Raw genomic sequence first — 15,127 nt, 5'->3', positions numbered from 1 at the left:
GGGGAAACCATTGATGAACTCGGCCGCGCACCGAGACTGGCAGGACCGGATCGGGGAGGCGTCCGGCGAGGTGGCCGCCGCCCCGCGACCCGCCCTGGAGGCCCCCACGGGCCTCCGGGCGGTCCCGGGGGCCGGCCACGTGACGCTGACCTGGGATCCCGTGCCCGAGGCCATCGGCTACCTGGTGCACAGGGACGGCGCGCCTGCGGTGCCGCCGGAGGTGGACGTGCCCGCGGTCCCGTCCTGCCGGTTCGTGGACACCGGCCACGGGCCCGCCGAGTACGCCGTGGCCGCCATCTCGGCCATGGACGACACCGGGCCCTTCTCCCCGGCCGTCCAGGCGGCCCCCCTCGCCGGTGCGCAGGGGGGCGCGCTCGCCCTGCGGGTGGACGCGGGGGGCGTGACGGGTGAGCTGCCGCGGCCGTGGGCGTACATGGTGGGGTCGGAGCACCTGTCGCACCTGCTGAGCACCGACGAGACCGGCGGCAGGCCGATCGGCGAGGAGCTGGCGGGCGCGCTGCGCATGGTGCGCGACGAGCTCGGCGTCCAGACGGTCAGGGCGCACGCCATCCTCGGCGACGACCTCGGCGTCTACAAGGAGGTCGACGGGCGGCCGGTCTACGACTTCACGGGCGTGGACGCGGTCTACGACAAGGTCGTCGAGCTGGGCCTGCGGCCGATCGTGGAGCTCGGCTACATGCCCCGCGACCTGGCCGCCGACCCCTCCAAGACCGTCTTCGAGTACGGGGCGATCATCTCGCCGCCCAAGGACTTCGAGGCGTGGAGCGACCTGGTCAGGGCGCTGGTCGAGCACCTGGCCGAGCGGTACGGCGTCCACGAGCTGATCGACCACTGGGCCTTCGAGGTCTGGAACGAGCCGAACCTGTCGGTCTTCTGGTCCGGCACCCCCGAGGAGTACTTCCTGCTCTACGACGTCTCCGCCGCCGCGGTGAAGAACGTCCACCCCGACCTGCGCGTCGGCGGCCCGGCATCGGCCGCCGACGGCTGGGTCGAGGAGCTGCTCGCCCACGTCGCGGAGTCGGGTGCCGCGCTCGACTTCGTCTCGACCCACACCTACGGCAACGCCCCGCTGGACTGGCGGCCCACGCTGGCCAGGTACGGCCGGGACGTGCCCATCTGGTGGACCGAGTGGGGCCCCACGCCGACCCACTTCCACGGCATCGGCGACGGCCCGTTCGGGGCGGCGTTCCTGCTGCACGGCATGGTGTCGGCCGCGGGCCGGGTCGACGCGCTGTCGCACTGGGTGGCCTCCGACCACTTCGAGGAGCTGGGCCGCCCGCCGCGGCTGTTCCACGGCGGGTTCGGGCTGCTGACGGTCGGCAACCTGCGCAAGCCCCGCTTCCACGCCCTCAGCCTGGCCAACCGGCTGGGCGGCGCCGAGCTGGCGGCCGAGCTGGACGGCGACGCGGGCGGCGTCGAGGCGTGGGCCGCCCGGCACGACGACGGCCGCGTCGGCGTGCTGGTCTGGAACGGGACCCTCAACAACGCCCAGGCCACGGGCGCCCCCGAGCTGTCCCGGGCGATCGAGCTGACCGTGAGCGGGCTGGAGGGCACGTACACGGTCACGCACCACCGCATCGACGCCGGCCACACCAACGTGGAGGCCGCCTGGCAGTCGATGGGCGGCGGCGACTGGCCGTCGGAGGAGCAGTGGGACAAGCTCCGCGCCGCCGACGGCCTCGACGAGCTGACCGCGCCCGTCACCGTCACGGGAGGCACGCTGCGGCTGGAGTTCGAGCTGCCCATGCCGGGTGTTTCCCTGATCGAGCTGACACCGTAATAGGCAATCCTGTACGGCGGCACACGCTGATGAGAGCCTGTGCGCATGACCGATCCGGCCGAGGCACTGGCCGCCCGCATCGAGCGGTTCGAGCAGGCCGCGGACCCCGAGCTGATCTGGGATTCCGCGGCGCTGCTCGAAGCCGAGCAGGCGATGCGCGCGTGCGCCGGCGACCGCTCCGACGCGGTCACCTGGCGCCTGATCGGCATGCTGCACCTGGCCCGCTACCGGCTCGACCAGCACAACACGCAGGACGCGGCGGTGGCGGGCGCCTTCTTCGCCGCCGTGGCCGTGGTGGCCCCCGAGCGGCTGCCGGAGAAGCTGCGCGGCTCCGGCGCGCCGCCCGGGGAGTCGGCCGACACGTGGGCCGGGCTGGTGGAAGAGGTGCTCCGGCTGGTGGATCCGGCCGCGTACCGGCATGTGGGGCTGCTCATCCACGCCCTGGTACGCCGCGCCATGGAGCATCCCACGCCCGAGGTGTCGGACCGGCTCGGGCACCTGCTGCTCCAGGAGTCGATGCGCGCGCCCGACCCCTCCTGGGCGCCCGGCGCGCTCGAACTGCTGGGCACGGGGCTCGTGCGCCTGTACACGCTGACCGGCGAGCGGGAGGTCATCGACGACGCGGTGCACGTGCTGTTCAGGGCGGCGCTGGGCGGATCCGGCGAGAACGCTTACCCAGGTGAGCTGGCGGCGGCGCTGGGACTGGCGGCGGCCGAGGACGACGAGCTGGTCAGGACCTACCTGGCGGCGGCCGAGGCCCCGGCGCGCGGCCAGGACCGGTCGCAGGCGCTGCTGACGCTCGTCGACCTCACCCAGGCGCGCTCCGCCGCGTCGTACGCGGACGGCGACCTGCTGGCCTTCATCAGGGTGGGGCAGTGCGCGCTGGACTTCTGGCACGAGCAGTGGGCCCATCCCGCCGTGCTGGCCCCGTACGCGGCCGGGCTGATCGAATGGTTCGTCGTCACCGGCGACGAGCGCTCACTGGAGGCCGGGGTCGAGATGCTCGAGGCCCTGCGTGTCACGCCCGGCGAGAGGGCGCGCGGGCTGGGCGGCGACCACGTCGTCCGGCTCGGGCTGCTCGGCGAGCGCCGCTGGAGCCGCTACGGCGTCACCGGCGACCTCGCCGACCTGGACGTGGCCCTGGACGTCCTGCGCGAGGCGGCCGGGCTGGCGGCCCCGGACCATCCCGAACGTCCCCGGCTCCTGACCGACCTGGCCGGCGCGCTGCTGCGGCGGGCCGTGGTGACCGGCGGCGACCCCGCCGAGCCGATCGCCGCCGCCCGCGCCGCCCTGGCCGCGCACGACGAACGGGACCCGGAGCGGGCCACGTCCCTGCTGCTGCTCGCCCGGTCGCTCAAGCTGGACCTCACCGCGCGGAGCGCCGACGAGGCCGTCGCCGCGCTGCGCGAGGCCCTGGTCGCCGGTGAGCGGCTGTCGGTGCGCGCGGAGGCGTACGGGCTGGTCTCCGAGGTGCTGCGGTGGCGCGCCGCGCAGGAGGACGGCCCGAGCCGGGCCGAGGACCTGGACGAGGCCGTACGGTCGGCGCGCCACGGCGTCGAGCTGGCCGTGAAGACCTCGCGCGACCAGCTCCCCGCCCAGCGCACGCTCTGCACGGCGCTGCTGGCGCGCTTCTCGGCTCAGGGCGACCCCCGCGACCTGGGCGAGGTGCTGGCCCTGGCCAGAGACGGGGACGCCGCCCTGCCGGCCCGGTTCGGGACCGTGCTCGACGCCGTCCTCGACGACCCGCCGCCGGTGGACGAGCAACTCGCCCAGGCGGCGACCGAGCTGGCGCTGCTGACCTCGGACGAGGACGTGGCGCTCAAACTGCTGCGCCTGGCCGAACGGCAGGCCGAGACCTCCGCCGGGCGCGGAGAGTTCCTGCTGGGGACGGCGACGCACCTGGCCGGGCTGGGACGCCTGCGCGTCGCCGGAGTGGTCCTGGAGCGGGCCGCCGCGGCGTTCGGCGCGGCGGGGCTGCGCGAGCGGGCGGCGTACGCGCTGTCGCGGCAGGGGTCCGGCCTCGAGGAGCTGGGCGAGCCGGAGCGGGCGCTGGAGGCGTACGGCCGCTCGGCCGCCGTCCATCGTGAGGCGGGCGACCCGGGCGCGGAGGCGCTCCAGCTCGGCAGCATGGGCGCCGTGCACTTCCGGGCCGGCGAGCCGGTCCGTGCCGTCGAGCACCATCTGCGGGCGATCGCGCTGTGCGAAGGGGCGGGGCTGGCCGCCGAGGAGGCCGCGCACCAGGAGAACGCGGCGCGGGCCTACCTCGCCGCCGGCGAGCCCGCCGGGGCGGTGGCCTGCGCGGCCCGGGCCCGCGAGCTGTACCTGGAGCTCGGGGAGACGGAGGCGGCCGCCATGGCCCTCGTCCATGCCGCCAGGGCGGCCGTGGACCAGGACGACCTCACCGCGGCCGGGGAACGCATCGCCGCCTGCGCCATCGAGCTGGAGGCGGCCGGGGCGTGGGAGGCCGCCTGCGGGACACTCGACGCGCAGGCCGTCCTGCTGGCCGGGCGCGGCCATCGCGCCCAGGCGGCGGCGTGCGAGAACCGGCTGGTGGAGATCGTGCGGCGACGGGGGCGGCGGCGCGAGCCGGCCGACGAGTGGTACCGCGTCGCGCAGCGCCGCCGCGGCCACGGCGACGCCGCCGGCGCCCGGCTGGCCTTCGAACTGGCCGGCCGCGAGTACGAGTCCATCGCCCACTACGACGGCGCCGGGTCCGTGCGCTACAACCTGGGCGTGCTGGCGTACGCGGAGGGGGAGCCCAGGCGGGCGCTGGAGGAGTTCGGGGCGGCCGCGGAGACGTTCGGCCGGCTGCGGGCGGCCGCGAAGGAGGCGGTGGCGCTGACCATGCGCGCGTCCTGCCTGGCGGCCCTGGACCGGGCCGAGGACGCCCTGCCCGACCTGGACCGGGCCCTGGAGCTGGCCGCCGTGGACGGCGACCTGGAGGCCCTGCTGACCGCCACCCTCGGGCGGGCCGCGCTGGACGTGGAGCTGGGCGAGCTCCAGAAGGCCGGGGAACGACTGTCGTCGGCGCTGGGGCTGACGGCGGGGGACGCGCTCAAGGAGGCCGTCGTCCGCGATCGGATGGCCGCGCTGGCCCGCCGTACCGGGGATCTGGAGGGGCGGGTGGAGGCGCTGGAGCGGTCGATGGCGGGCTTCCGCGACAGCGGGCAGGACCGGTTGGCGGCCCTCGGCTCGATCAAGCTCGGCTTCGCGCTGGAGGAGCGGGGCGAGTTCCGCCGGGCCAGGGCGGCGTTGGAGGAGGGGCTGGCGGGTCTCGAGGCCGCCCCGGAGCTGCGTCCGGCGGGGGCGCCGTTCGAGGTCGTGGCCGCGATGGGGGGCGGCCTGGACGCGGAGACGCTGTCCCGCCTGGCCGCCATCCAGCTCACGGCGGGCGACCTGACGGGCGGCCGGGCCACGCTCGCCCAGGCCCTGACGTCCCTGCGGGCGGGCGGCCGGCGCCCGGAGGCGGCCGAACGCCTGCGGATCCGGCTGCGCCTGGAGGAGGCCGAGGCGGCGGGCGACCTGGCCCAGGCCCGCACCCTGGCCGAACACGCCCTCGCCGACCCCTCAGCCCCCAACGGCCACGCCCCGGACCCCGCCTCCCTCCCCTCCCCGTTCCCCACCCGCCGCCCCCCGGGGCCGGAGACGCTCCCCGCCCCGAGGCTGACGGCGGTCCCCGCCCACGACCCCGCCGACCGCTCCTACCTGCTGGCCAAACTCTCGGCCTACTGCCTGGCCCTGGGCGACCCGGCCGCCGCCCACGCCCACGCGGCCCACGGCTACGGCCTGCGGGACGAGCGGGCGGTCGAGCACCTGCGCAACCTCGGCAACGCGGCCAGGGCCCTGGGCCGGCCGGAGGAGGCGGTCGAGCACCTGTCGAAGGCCGTCGAGCTGGCCCGCGACGCCGGGGCCGCCCTCCCCGCCCTGCTCGCCGGCTCACTCGCCCACCTCGCCGCCGCCCTCACCGACCAGGCCCGCTGGAGGGAGGCCGGGCACGCGTACGAGGAGGGGCTGTCCCTCATCGAAGCCCCCGTCTGGCGTGCCCTGCGCGCTCCCCTCCTGACCGGCCGCGCCGCCCTCCACCTCGAACTCGGCGAACTCGATCAGGCCACGACCCGCTACCGCCAAGCCGTCTCCCTCAAGGAGGAGCTCGCCGACACCGCCGGCCTGGCCGAGGTCTACGCCGGGCTGAGCCTCGCCCACGAGCTGAACGGCGCCCACCCCGAGGCCCTCCGCCACGCCAAGCATGCCGCGGACCTCGCCCGCACGCAGCCCGACCGGCGCGGCGCGGTCCTGACCCAGATCGCCCTCGCCCGCCTCGAAACCCCACCCCTGAGGACGGGCCTCGCCCCGAAGGACCCGGACCGGACGCCGACCGACCCCCGGCACCCCAGGCGGATGCCGGACGAGGCGACGCCATCGGAGCGGGTGGCGGAGCGGCTGGGGGAGGCGCTGGCGACGGCCCGGGAGATCGGTTACCGGGCAGGGGAGGCCATCGCCCTGAGCCACCTCGGCGCCCTGGACCTCACCACGGCCTCGTACGCCCGCGCCCGCAACCGGCTGTCCACGGCCATCGACCTGCTCACCGAGCTCGGCCACGACCTGGAACTGGCGACGGCCTGCCACCACCGCTCGATCGCCGCCGAAGAGCTCGGCGACCTGCCAGACGCCCTGGCCGACGCCGAACGCGCCTGCGCCCTCGGCCACGAGCCCGCCAGAGCCCGCGCGATCCGCCTGGCCGCGCACCTGGGCCACGGCCTGACCGCCTGGACCCTCGCCGAAACCGCCCACGCGATCGCCCTGTCCACCCACCTCACCCCACCACCCCGCCCCTCCGGGCCTGGCACGGTTCCTTTCAGGCCGAGGCTGCGGAGCGTCCCCGATCCGGAGACGACCGGTCATGGGCGGTGGTCCGCGCCGCACGGTGTGCCCGGCGACCTGGCGGAGGCCGAGCGGCGCGCGGCCGACGCGATCCGGACGCTGATGACGGCCGCCCGCAACACCCGTGACCCCGAGCGGGCGGCCCTGCTCATCCACCAGGCCCGCACCGCCCGAGCCGACCTGGAGACGCTGCGGGACCGCATGGAGCCCCTGGCCCCCGACCACGTCGCCCTCCGCAGAGCCACCCCACCCGACCAGACCCGGCTCGACGCCCTGGTCAACACCCCCGGCGAGACCATCGGCCTGCTCAGCTTCCACATCTGCGCCGAACCCTCGACGGCCGGCGCGAGGACCCCGACAGGCGAAGCGGCCCACACGGCCGGTGAGAGGATCCGGGTGGGTGAGGAGGCTTGTACAGCGGGTGGGGAGACGTGGGCGGTTGGCGAGGGGACCTGGACGGGTGAGGATGCCGTTCCTCGGAGTGGCACCATGATCGTGCTCGCCCACCGCACCGGCTGGCCCGAGCCCCGCGCCTTCCCGACCACGGTCGACGACGCCCTGCTGGCCGACTTCCTCCACACCATCGACGGCCGCCGCCCCGACCTCGTGGACGTCGAGGCCCGCCGCCGCCGCGCCGACCTCTGGCGTACCCTGGCCGACCGCCTGCTCTCGGACGCCACGGCAGCCCTCGGCGACGATCTCACCCACCTCCACCTCTTCCCCCACGGCGCCCTCCACCGCGTCCCCCTGCACGCCCTGGCCCCCGGTGGCCGTCCGCTGATCGAACGCTTCCCCGTGACCTACGCCCCCTCCGCCGCGGTCCTGAGCCGCCTCACCCACCGCGCCCCGGCCCGGGGCGGCGGCTCCCTGGCGATCGGCTTCACCCCCGATCCGGCCGAGCGCGCCATCGTCGAAGCGGAGGCGGAAGAGGCCGCCACCACCCTCGGTACGCACCCCGCCACCGGCCAGGACGCGACCTCGGCCCTCCTGCCCGGCTCCTGGGACATCGTGCACCTGGCCTGCCACGGCCGATACGACGACGCGAACCCGCTCGACTCCGGCATCCGGCTCGCCGACGGCCTCCTGACCGCCGCCGACCTCATGGCCGTGAACATCGACGCCCGCCTCGTCATCCTGAGCGGCCACGAGCGCGACCAGAGCGACACCAGAACCGCCGGACAACGGGAGTCCGGGCTGGTCGGCCAAGGCGGAACACCCAGTCGGCACGAGGGCGGAGCGGCCGGTCAACGTGCGGGCGGGGCAACCGGCGTGCACGAAGGTGGAGCGGCCGGCGTGGGCGGAGGTGTAATGGCCGGGCTGGGGGAGGGTGGCATGGCCGGGCTGGGGTACGCGTTGCTGCATGCCGGAGCCAGATCGGCGCTGCTCACGCTCTGGCCGGTCTCGGCCGAGATCACCCGAGCCCTGATGCGCGACCTCCACACCCGGCTGCGCGACGGCATGGGCCAGGCCGACGCCCTGCGCGCCGCCGTGCTCGGCCTGCGCGAGCTCTACGGCCCCGCCGAGCCCGACCTGTGGGCCGCGTACGTGCTGATCGGCCTGCCCGGCGGCAGCTAGTCGCCCGTCCTAGTCGCCCGTCCTAGTCACCCGTCCACTTCGAGTCCGGCATGACCGCGACCAGCACCAGATAACCGAAGAACCCGACGGCGAGCCCCACCGCGTAACCCCCGAACACCGCCGGGACGCCCACCAGCGCCGCCACCAGCCCGCCGCCCACCGCGGCCACCACCGCCGCCAGTTCGCTCAGCCCCGTCCCCGTGGCGGCCTGCCTGCGGCGCAGCGTGCCGTACGTGATCCAGCCGATCACCAGCCCGAAGAAGATCGCGCCCAACTCCGCCATGCCAGGACCTCCAAAGTCGTCTGAGAGATCACGATGGCATGCGGCGACCCCACCCGGCCACCCGGGAGCCAGGAACGCCCGGCGCGGACAGGCGGGTCTAGAGGTAGGACTTGGTCGCGCTCACCAGCTCGGCCGCCGCGCCCGGTGTGTCCACGTAGAGGGCCGACTCGGGGGTGCGCTCGCGTACGTCCTGGTCACGGATCGCGAACACGGCCGGCGCCACCCCCACGTCGCCGTAACGCCCGGCGACGGCGGCCAGGATCGCCTGGCGCACGTCGCCCACCACCTCACGCGTGGTGTGGCCGGACCCGGAGGCGGCGAGGTAGCCCAGCATCCCGGCGAAGCGCAGCTCGCCCCGGGCGGCGGGCCGCTGCTCGGGCAGCACGGGACGGTCGAGCCAGAACACCTTGCCCGCCAGGAACGCCTCGTAGCCGGCACCCTCGTGGCCGAGCAGGCGCGCGGTCTCGGCGAGCAACTCCCCGAACTCGGCCAGCTCCGCCTCCGGTGGCAGGTCCGTGGTGACGAACAACGGCACGATCAGCGAGTCGAGCATGTGACTATCCCTCCGTGAGGAGCCTCATCGTAGAATCTGCCACCGACAATCGCCGCCGCAGCCACGCCGCCTCGTCGCGGTCCCGCCCCCATCCCTCGCCCGCGTCCCCGGTAAGATCGCGGAAATGGCAGCGGCCCTCCTGATCACCGGCACCGTGGGCGCGGGTAAGACGTCCGTCGCCGACGCCGTGGGCGACCTGCTCGCCGACGCGGGCGTGCCCGGCGCCGTCATCGACCTCGACTGGCTGCGCCGCTCCTGGCCCGCCCCGCGGGAAGACCCGTTCAACGGCGCCCTGACCCTGCGCAACCTGCGCGCCGTGGCCGCGAACCTCCTGGTGGCGGGCGCCGAGCGGCTGGTGCTCGCGGGCGTCATCGAGAGCCGCGCCGAGCGCCGCCGGCACGAGGAGGTCCTCGGCGTCCCGCTCGCCGTCTGCCGCGTCCACGTCGCGCTCCCCGAGGTGTACCGGAGGCTGGAACGGCGCCACGCACACGATCGTGGGCTTGACTGGCACCTCAAAAGGGCAGGGGAATTGGCGATCGTCCTCGATCGGGCGCGGCTCGCGGACTACACCGTGGACGGCACGCACGGCACCCTCGAAGAGGTCGCCGCCGAGGTCATCAAGGGCTGGCGGGTCTAGCCCGAAACAAGAAGCCCGAAGCAAGAAGCCCGGAGCCCGAGGCGCGGAGCGTCGCCGCCCTTACGCGACGCCCGCCTGACGGACGGCTGACGCGCTCACGCACGCCTAGCGCTCGGTCCATTCGTCCTCGAGGGCCGAGTGGATGATCGAGTCGCGCCAGCCGTGCGGCGTGTCCACGTGGTGCCGGAACCGCCCCTCCTCGACCATGCCGGCCGTCAGCATGGCGAGCTGGGCGGGCAGGTTGGCGGGGGAGCGGGCGCCCCAGACGCGGTGCAGCCCGAGCTGCTTGAACCCGAACGACAGCAGCAGTCGTACGAGATCCGTGCCGATCCCGCGTCCCCACTGGTCGGGATGGAGCCCGAACCCGATCTCCGCGCTGTGCGGATGCTCGGTCTCGACGCGCAGGCGGGCCACGCCGATCACGTTGCGGCGCTGGGCGTCGATCACGGCCAGCACGTACAGCAGGCGCGGCTCCTCGGCCGCCGCCTCCATGGCCTGGTCGACGAGCAGGGCGACCTCGCGCAGGCTGCGCGGCGCGAACGGCATGTGCTGGGTCGCGACGGGATCGCCGTAGATGGTGTGGAGGGCGACCACGTCGGCCTCCGTGATGTCACGAAGGCCGAGTCGCTCACCGTTGCAGAGCACGCGCCGCATGCGCAGAAGGTAACGCGAGTCCCGTGATCTTTACAAGCCCTTGTCAAGTGGCGAGTTGACTCCCGTAAGCTCGCGCGACAAGTTCGGCGACCGCGCTGTGCGCGCCGAGCGGGGCCGCGTGCCCGGCCTTGATCGCCGCGGCGGCCTCCTCGACGATGCCGGCCGGGGCTTCGTGGCCGATCAGACAGGGTGCGATGGCCAGTCGCTCGGCGCCCGCCGCGCGCAGCCGCTGCGCCGCGAAGCCGACCCTCGGGTCGCTGTCCAGCGAGGCGGCCACGACCGGCAGCGTGAGCCTGGAGGCCAGCAGCACCGCGGTCGCCTGTACGGCGTGCACCGCCCGCTCGCCGCCCACGGTGGCGAGGATGACGGCGTCGACGGGGCTGCCGACGTTCAGCAGGCGGACGCGGTCGGCCCGGGCCAGGCCGCGCTCGGCCAGCCTGATGTGCAGCGCCTCGGCCAGCAGGGGGTGCGGCCCGAGCGCCTCGGTGACGACAGCTCCCGTGCCGCCCGCCGCGACGGCCTTGCCGATCTCGGCCATGACGACCGGGTCTTCCCAGGTGAGCAGGGGGACGACGATGGCGTCCCGGCCCGCGGGCAGGGTGTCGGCCAGGTTGGCGACACTCGTCAGCCGCACCTCGATCTGCGGGTTGTCGACGCGGACCACGGCGGCGATCTCCTCGGCCACGCCCGCGGTGTCGCCGGGGGCGGCGAGCACGAGCACGGGGGCGTCGGGCGGCAAGGACGTGGGCACGGGAAGGCGGTGTCGGCCGCCGCCCGGCCGGGGGGAACGTTCACGTACAGGCAGGCTCACAGGCGCGCAGTTTATGCCTATCCGGGGATGGTTGTTCTGCGAATCGATGGCGATTCCGTCACAACCGCGAGGCTGTGATCGAGATTACATCGTGATCCACCTCTACGTTGACTTGTCCGTACAAAACGGGAACTCTGAAGCAACTAGAAACGCGTTCTAGAGCGACAGCCGCAGGACCGTCCCCGGAGGATGGTAATGAAGCCGTTCTATGTCCGCGAACTGAGCGTTTACCCCGTCGGCCGCCGGCGGATCTTCCTGCTGGCCGTGGCCGTGCTCGCCAGCCTGGTGGCCAATTTCGAGACCACGATCGCCACGATCCTGCCCCTTCTCATGTCGGACCTCGGCATGTCCCTCACCGTTTACGGGCAGATCGCCGCCCTGTCGGTGCTGGTCGGCGGGCTCTCGGCGGGGTTCGGCGGCATCCTGTCCGACCGGTGGGGCCGGGTCACGATCCTGGTGCCGACCCTGACGATCACCGCCGCCTGCAACTTCCTGCTCGCCACCGTGGACACCGTCGCCGAGCTGTTCTGGGTGCGGTGCCTGATGCTGTTCATCGAGGGCGCGGGGATCACCATCACCGCCTCCCTCGTACGCGACTTCTCCCCCCGCATGGGACGGGCCCAGGCGTTCGCGTTCTGGACGTGGGGGCCGGTCGGGGCGTCGTTCCTGGCCTCGTTCATCGCGGGGTTCACGCTGCCGCTGTTCGGCAACGCGTGGCAGTCGCAGGCGATCATCATGGGGATCGTGTCGCTGACGATGTGCGCGTTCATCATCTGGAAGATCGCCGAGCCGTCGGCGGCGCTGCGGGCCGAGGTGCTGATGGCCGAGGAGGAGGTGCGAGCCGCGGAACACGCGCGTCACGGGCGGCTGCGCACGCTGTTCCGGCATCGGCACCTGTGGGTGCACGTGTGGGGCAACACCTGCTGGCAGGTGCTCTACTGGACGTTCGCGATCTTCGGCCAGACCCTGCTGACGGGCGGGTTCGGCATGGACGCTGCGGGCGCGAACCGGGTGGTGGCGCTGGGCATCGTGCTCAACGCCGTGGCCGTCGTCGTGGTCGGCCGGGTCTCCGACCGGATCCAGCTCCGCAAGCCGTTCACCGCCGTGGGTACGGTGCTGACCGTGGCGGCGCTGGCGTACTTCATCGCGCTGATCGGCCCCGGCGTCCCCGCGGCGCACGTCACGCTCGTCTACTCGCTGCTCTATCTGTTCATGGGCGTCGCGTACGTGCCCTGGATGGCCAACTTCTCCGAGAACGCCGAGGACGTCGACCCCCGCCTGCAGGGCTCGGCGCTGGGCCTGTGGGGCATGGTCGTCCGCGTCATGATCGTGGTCCTGCTGGTGGTCTCGCCCATGGTGGTGGAGGCCGGCGGCTGGCAGTCGTGGCTGACCGTGGCGCTCGCCGGCCAGGTCCTGTTCCTGCTCTCCATGGTGGCCTTCAAGGGGCCGTGGCGCCGCGAGGGGAAGGAGACGACCACGATGACGGTCTAACGGGCCGGCACGACGACCGACTGCGGGTTGCCCGGCGCGTACACCGTGATGCCCTGCGGCAACGACTTGAGCTTCTCGATCTCCGCGCAGGCCGGGCACTTGTCGTAGCCGTCCTGGCGGGCCTGGTTCGCCGCCGACTCCGCCTTGGCCTGGGCGACCCGCGCCTGGGCCTCGGAGACGGACGCCGCGGCGGCCAGCGAGCGGTCCACGGCCTTCTGCACCTCGGCCGGCAGCGTCACCTTGACCAGCGTGAACCGCAGCCCGGTGAGGAACTCGCCGCCCAGCGTGGCCGGCAGGTCGCGGGCCAGCGAGGCGTTGACGGCGTCCTGGACCTTGGTGATGGTGGCGTTGCCGTTCTGCGGCTTGAGCGCGGCGCTCTCCAGCAGCGAGCAGGAGGGTACGAGCTCAGCGCAGCGCATCGCCCCGATCTGGCCGCGCAGCGCGTTGTCGATGACCGGGCGCACGGCCTGGCCGAAGAAGGCCGACCAGCCCTCGTCGCCGTCCCACGGGTAGAGCGCGCGGTCGTCCTGCGAGCGGAACGTCCGGGTGCCGTACTTGTCGTCGAACCTCTTGAGCGCCTCGTGGTCCAGGTTGAGCGTGAAGTAGAGGGTGCCTTCGATGCCGAGGTTGACGCCGTCGCTGCTCGGCACCGTCACCACGTCCACGCCCAGCGTGGTGGCCCGCTTGGCGTCGGCCGTGATCGTGTAGAAGCGCTGCTGCGCCGGGTAGAGGTGGCTGGAGGACCACAGCCCGGTCCAGGTCAGGCCCGAGCCGGGGTCGATGACCTGGCGTACGCGGTTGTCGTCGAGCGGCCCGCCGTCGCGGATGACGGCGACCTCGCCCCCGCTGGTGCTCTCCAGGCCGCCCACGGCCCCGAAGAGCAGGGGGATCGTGATCAGTGCGGCGATGACGGCCAGGGCGATTCTCATCCGGACCCTTCCGCGCGGGCGGCGTTGGCAGCCGCCGCCCGCGGCTTTCGCGGCGTTTTTAGGAAAGGACGGTCAGGCGAACGGTCCCACCTGTCCGGGGAGCGGCGCCCTGGGGGCGGGCTCGGGAGCGGCCTCGATCGTCTCCGCGAGGTCGAGGTCGCGGGTCTCCGGTGCGATGGCCAGGCCCAGGGCCGTGACGGCCAGGGCGGCGACCACGTAGATCGACACCGCGACCGTGCTCTGGTACGCCTGGTAGAGCTGGAGCGCGATGATCGGGGCCACGGCGCCGCCGACGATGCCGGCGACCTGATAGCCCATCGACGCGCCGCTGTAGCGCAGCCGGGTGCTGAACAACTCGGCGATGAAGGCCGCCTGCGGGCCGTACATCGCGGCGTGGGTGACCAGGGCCACGATCGCGGCCAGCGCGATCAGCGGGAAGGACCTGGTGTCGAGCAGCGGGAAGAAGGCGAACACCCAGACCGCCGCGCCGATCACGCCCGCCAGGTAGACGGGGCGGCGGCCGTACCGGTCGGAGAGCGAGCCGGCCAGCGGGATCAGCGCGAGCTGCAGCGCCGAGCCGATGAGCACCGCGTTCAGCGCGTACGAGCGCGGCAGGTCCAGCACGGAGGTGAGGTAGACGATGATGTACGCGGTGAAGGTGTAGAACGCCACGTCCACCCCGATCCGCGCGGTGAAGGCCGACAGCAGGGCGCGCGGATGCGTGCGCAGCACCTCGACCAGCGGCATCTTCGCCTTGACACCCCGCTGTTCGACCTCGGTGAACAGCGGCGACTCGGTGATCTTCAGGCGCACCCACAGGCCCACGAACACCAGCGCGCCCGACAGCAGGAACGGGATCCGCCAGCCCCACGACAGGAACGCCGCGTCCGACAGCGTGAACGACAGGATCGTCAGCAGCCCGGTGGCCAGCACGTAGCCCGCGGGCACGCCGACCTGTGGCCAGCTCGCGTTGAAGCCGCGCCGCCGGCCGTCGCCGTGCTCCAGCGACATGATCACCGCGCCGCCCCACTCGCCGCCGAGCCCGAGGCCCTGCACGAAGCGCAGCAGCGCCAGCAGGATCGGAGCCACCACGCCCACGCTTGCGTAGCCGGGCAGCACGCCGATGAGGAACGTCGAGACGCCCATGACCAGGAGCGTCACCACCAGGACGGTCTTACGGCCCACGCGGTCGCCGAAATGGCCGAACACGATGCCGCCGAGTGGCCGGGCCACGAACGCCACGGCGTTGGTGGTCAGTGACGCCAGTGTCGCGTTGAACGGATCGAGAGAGGGGAAGAAAAGCTGGGGGAAGACCAGGGTCGCCGCGGTGGTGTAGAGGAAGAAGTCGTACCACTCCAGCGACGTGCCGATCAGGCTGGCGAGGATCACCCGCCGGGTCTGTTGCCTGGAGCCTGACATCCGATCGCTCCTTGAATCGAGGGGGGATAGATATCAACGTAAGGATCGTTGAACAATTCGACAAGAGGTTTGCTCCATGATTCCCTGTCAATT

General features: G+C 73.5%; 10 protein-coding genes. 4 read left to right on the top strand and 6 right to left on the bottom strand.

The window, feature by feature from the left end; genetic code table 11:
• The first annotated feature begins 13 nt into the window (after positions 1 to 13).
• Together AB0I15_RS35615 and AB0I15_RS35610 are read left to right on the top strand one after the other, a co-directional pair.
• Positions 14 to 1,801 carry a hypothetical protein gene (locus AB0I15_RS35615; protein ID WP_358105408.1) on the top strand — a complete coding sequence of 596 codons (1,788 nt, stop codon included), beginning with the start codon at positions 14 to 16 and terminating at the stop codon, positions 1,799 to 1,801.
• 45 nt (positions 1,802 to 1,846) lie between these two features.
• A complete protein-coding gene (locus AB0I15_RS35610) occupies positions 1,847 to 8,257 on the top strand; it encodes a CHAT domain-containing protein (protein WP_358105405.1) in 6,411 nt (2,136 codons plus the stop codon).
• Between the two features lie 22 nt (positions 8,258 to 8,279).
• Here the strand turns inward: AB0I15_RS35610 and AB0I15_RS35605 are convergent, their stop codons facing one another.
• Positions 8,280 to 8,540, bottom strand: coding sequence for a hypothetical protein (locus AB0I15_RS35605; protein ID WP_358105402.1), 261 nt, complete (start codon positions 8,538 to 8,540; stop codon positions 8,280 to 8,282).
• 97 nt (positions 8,541 to 8,637) lie between these two features.
• Complete coding sequence (locus AB0I15_RS35600) at positions 8,638 to 9,093, bottom strand: hypothetical protein (RefSeq protein WP_358105399.1); 456 nt, start codon at positions 9,091 to 9,093, stop codon at positions 8,638 to 8,640.
• A 124-nt stretch (positions 9,094 to 9,217) separates the two neighbouring features.
• Here AB0I15_RS35600 and AB0I15_RS35595 point away from each other — a divergent pair, with 124 nt between their 5' ends.
• Positions 9,218 to 9,730, top strand: a complete 513-nt coding sequence (locus AB0I15_RS35595) for an adenylyl-sulfate kinase (RefSeq protein WP_358105396.1) — start codon at positions 9,218 to 9,220, stop codon at positions 9,728 to 9,730.
• Positions 9,731 to 9,835: 105 nt separating this feature from the next.
• Here the strand turns inward: AB0I15_RS35595 and AB0I15_RS35590 are convergent, their stop codons facing one another.
• Positions 9,836 to 10,384 carry a GNAT family protein gene (locus AB0I15_RS35590; RefSeq protein ID WP_358105393.1) on the bottom strand — a complete coding sequence of 183 codons (549 nt, stop codon included), beginning with the start codon at positions 10,382 to 10,384 and terminating at the stop codon, positions 9,836 to 9,838.
• 43 nt (positions 10,385 to 10,427) lie between these two features.
• Positions 10,428 to 11,135, bottom strand: coding sequence for a hypothetical protein (locus AB0I15_RS35585; RefSeq protein WP_358105390.1), 708 nt, complete (start codon positions 11,133 to 11,135; stop codon positions 10,428 to 10,430).
• A gap of 255 nt (positions 11,136 to 11,390) precedes the next feature.
• On the opposite strand from AB0I15_RS35585, the gene AB0I15_RS35580 reads away from it, so the two are divergent.
• On the top strand, positions 11,391 to 12,686 hold the full coding sequence (locus AB0I15_RS35580; RefSeq protein WP_358105387.1) for an MFS transporter: 1,296 nt from the start codon (positions 11,391 to 11,393) through the stop codon (positions 12,684 to 12,686).
• Here AB0I15_RS35580 and AB0I15_RS35575 read toward each other — a convergent pair.
• Positions 12,683 to 13,615 (bottom strand): SPFH domain-containing protein, encoded by a 933-nt coding sequence (locus tag AB0I15_RS35575; protein WP_358105384.1) that lies wholly within the window; start codon positions 13,613 to 13,615, stop codon positions 12,683 to 12,685. The genes AB0I15_RS35580 and AB0I15_RS35575 overlap by 4 nt on opposite strands.
• A gap of 72 nt (positions 13,616 to 13,687) precedes the next feature.
• Positions 13,688 to 15,034 (bottom strand): MFS transporter, encoded by a 1,347-nt coding sequence (locus AB0I15_RS35570; protein WP_358105381.1) that lies wholly within the window; start codon positions 15,032 to 15,034, stop codon positions 13,688 to 13,690.
• Positions 15,035 to 15,127: the final 93 nt, after the last annotated feature.

It is taken from the genome of Nonomuraea sp. NPDC050643, assembly GCF_040654715.1.
Lineage (GTDB): Bacteria > Actinomycetota > Actinomycetes > Streptosporangiales > Streptosporangiaceae > Nonomuraea.
This window is presented reverse-complemented; position numbering and strand designations above follow the sequence as displayed.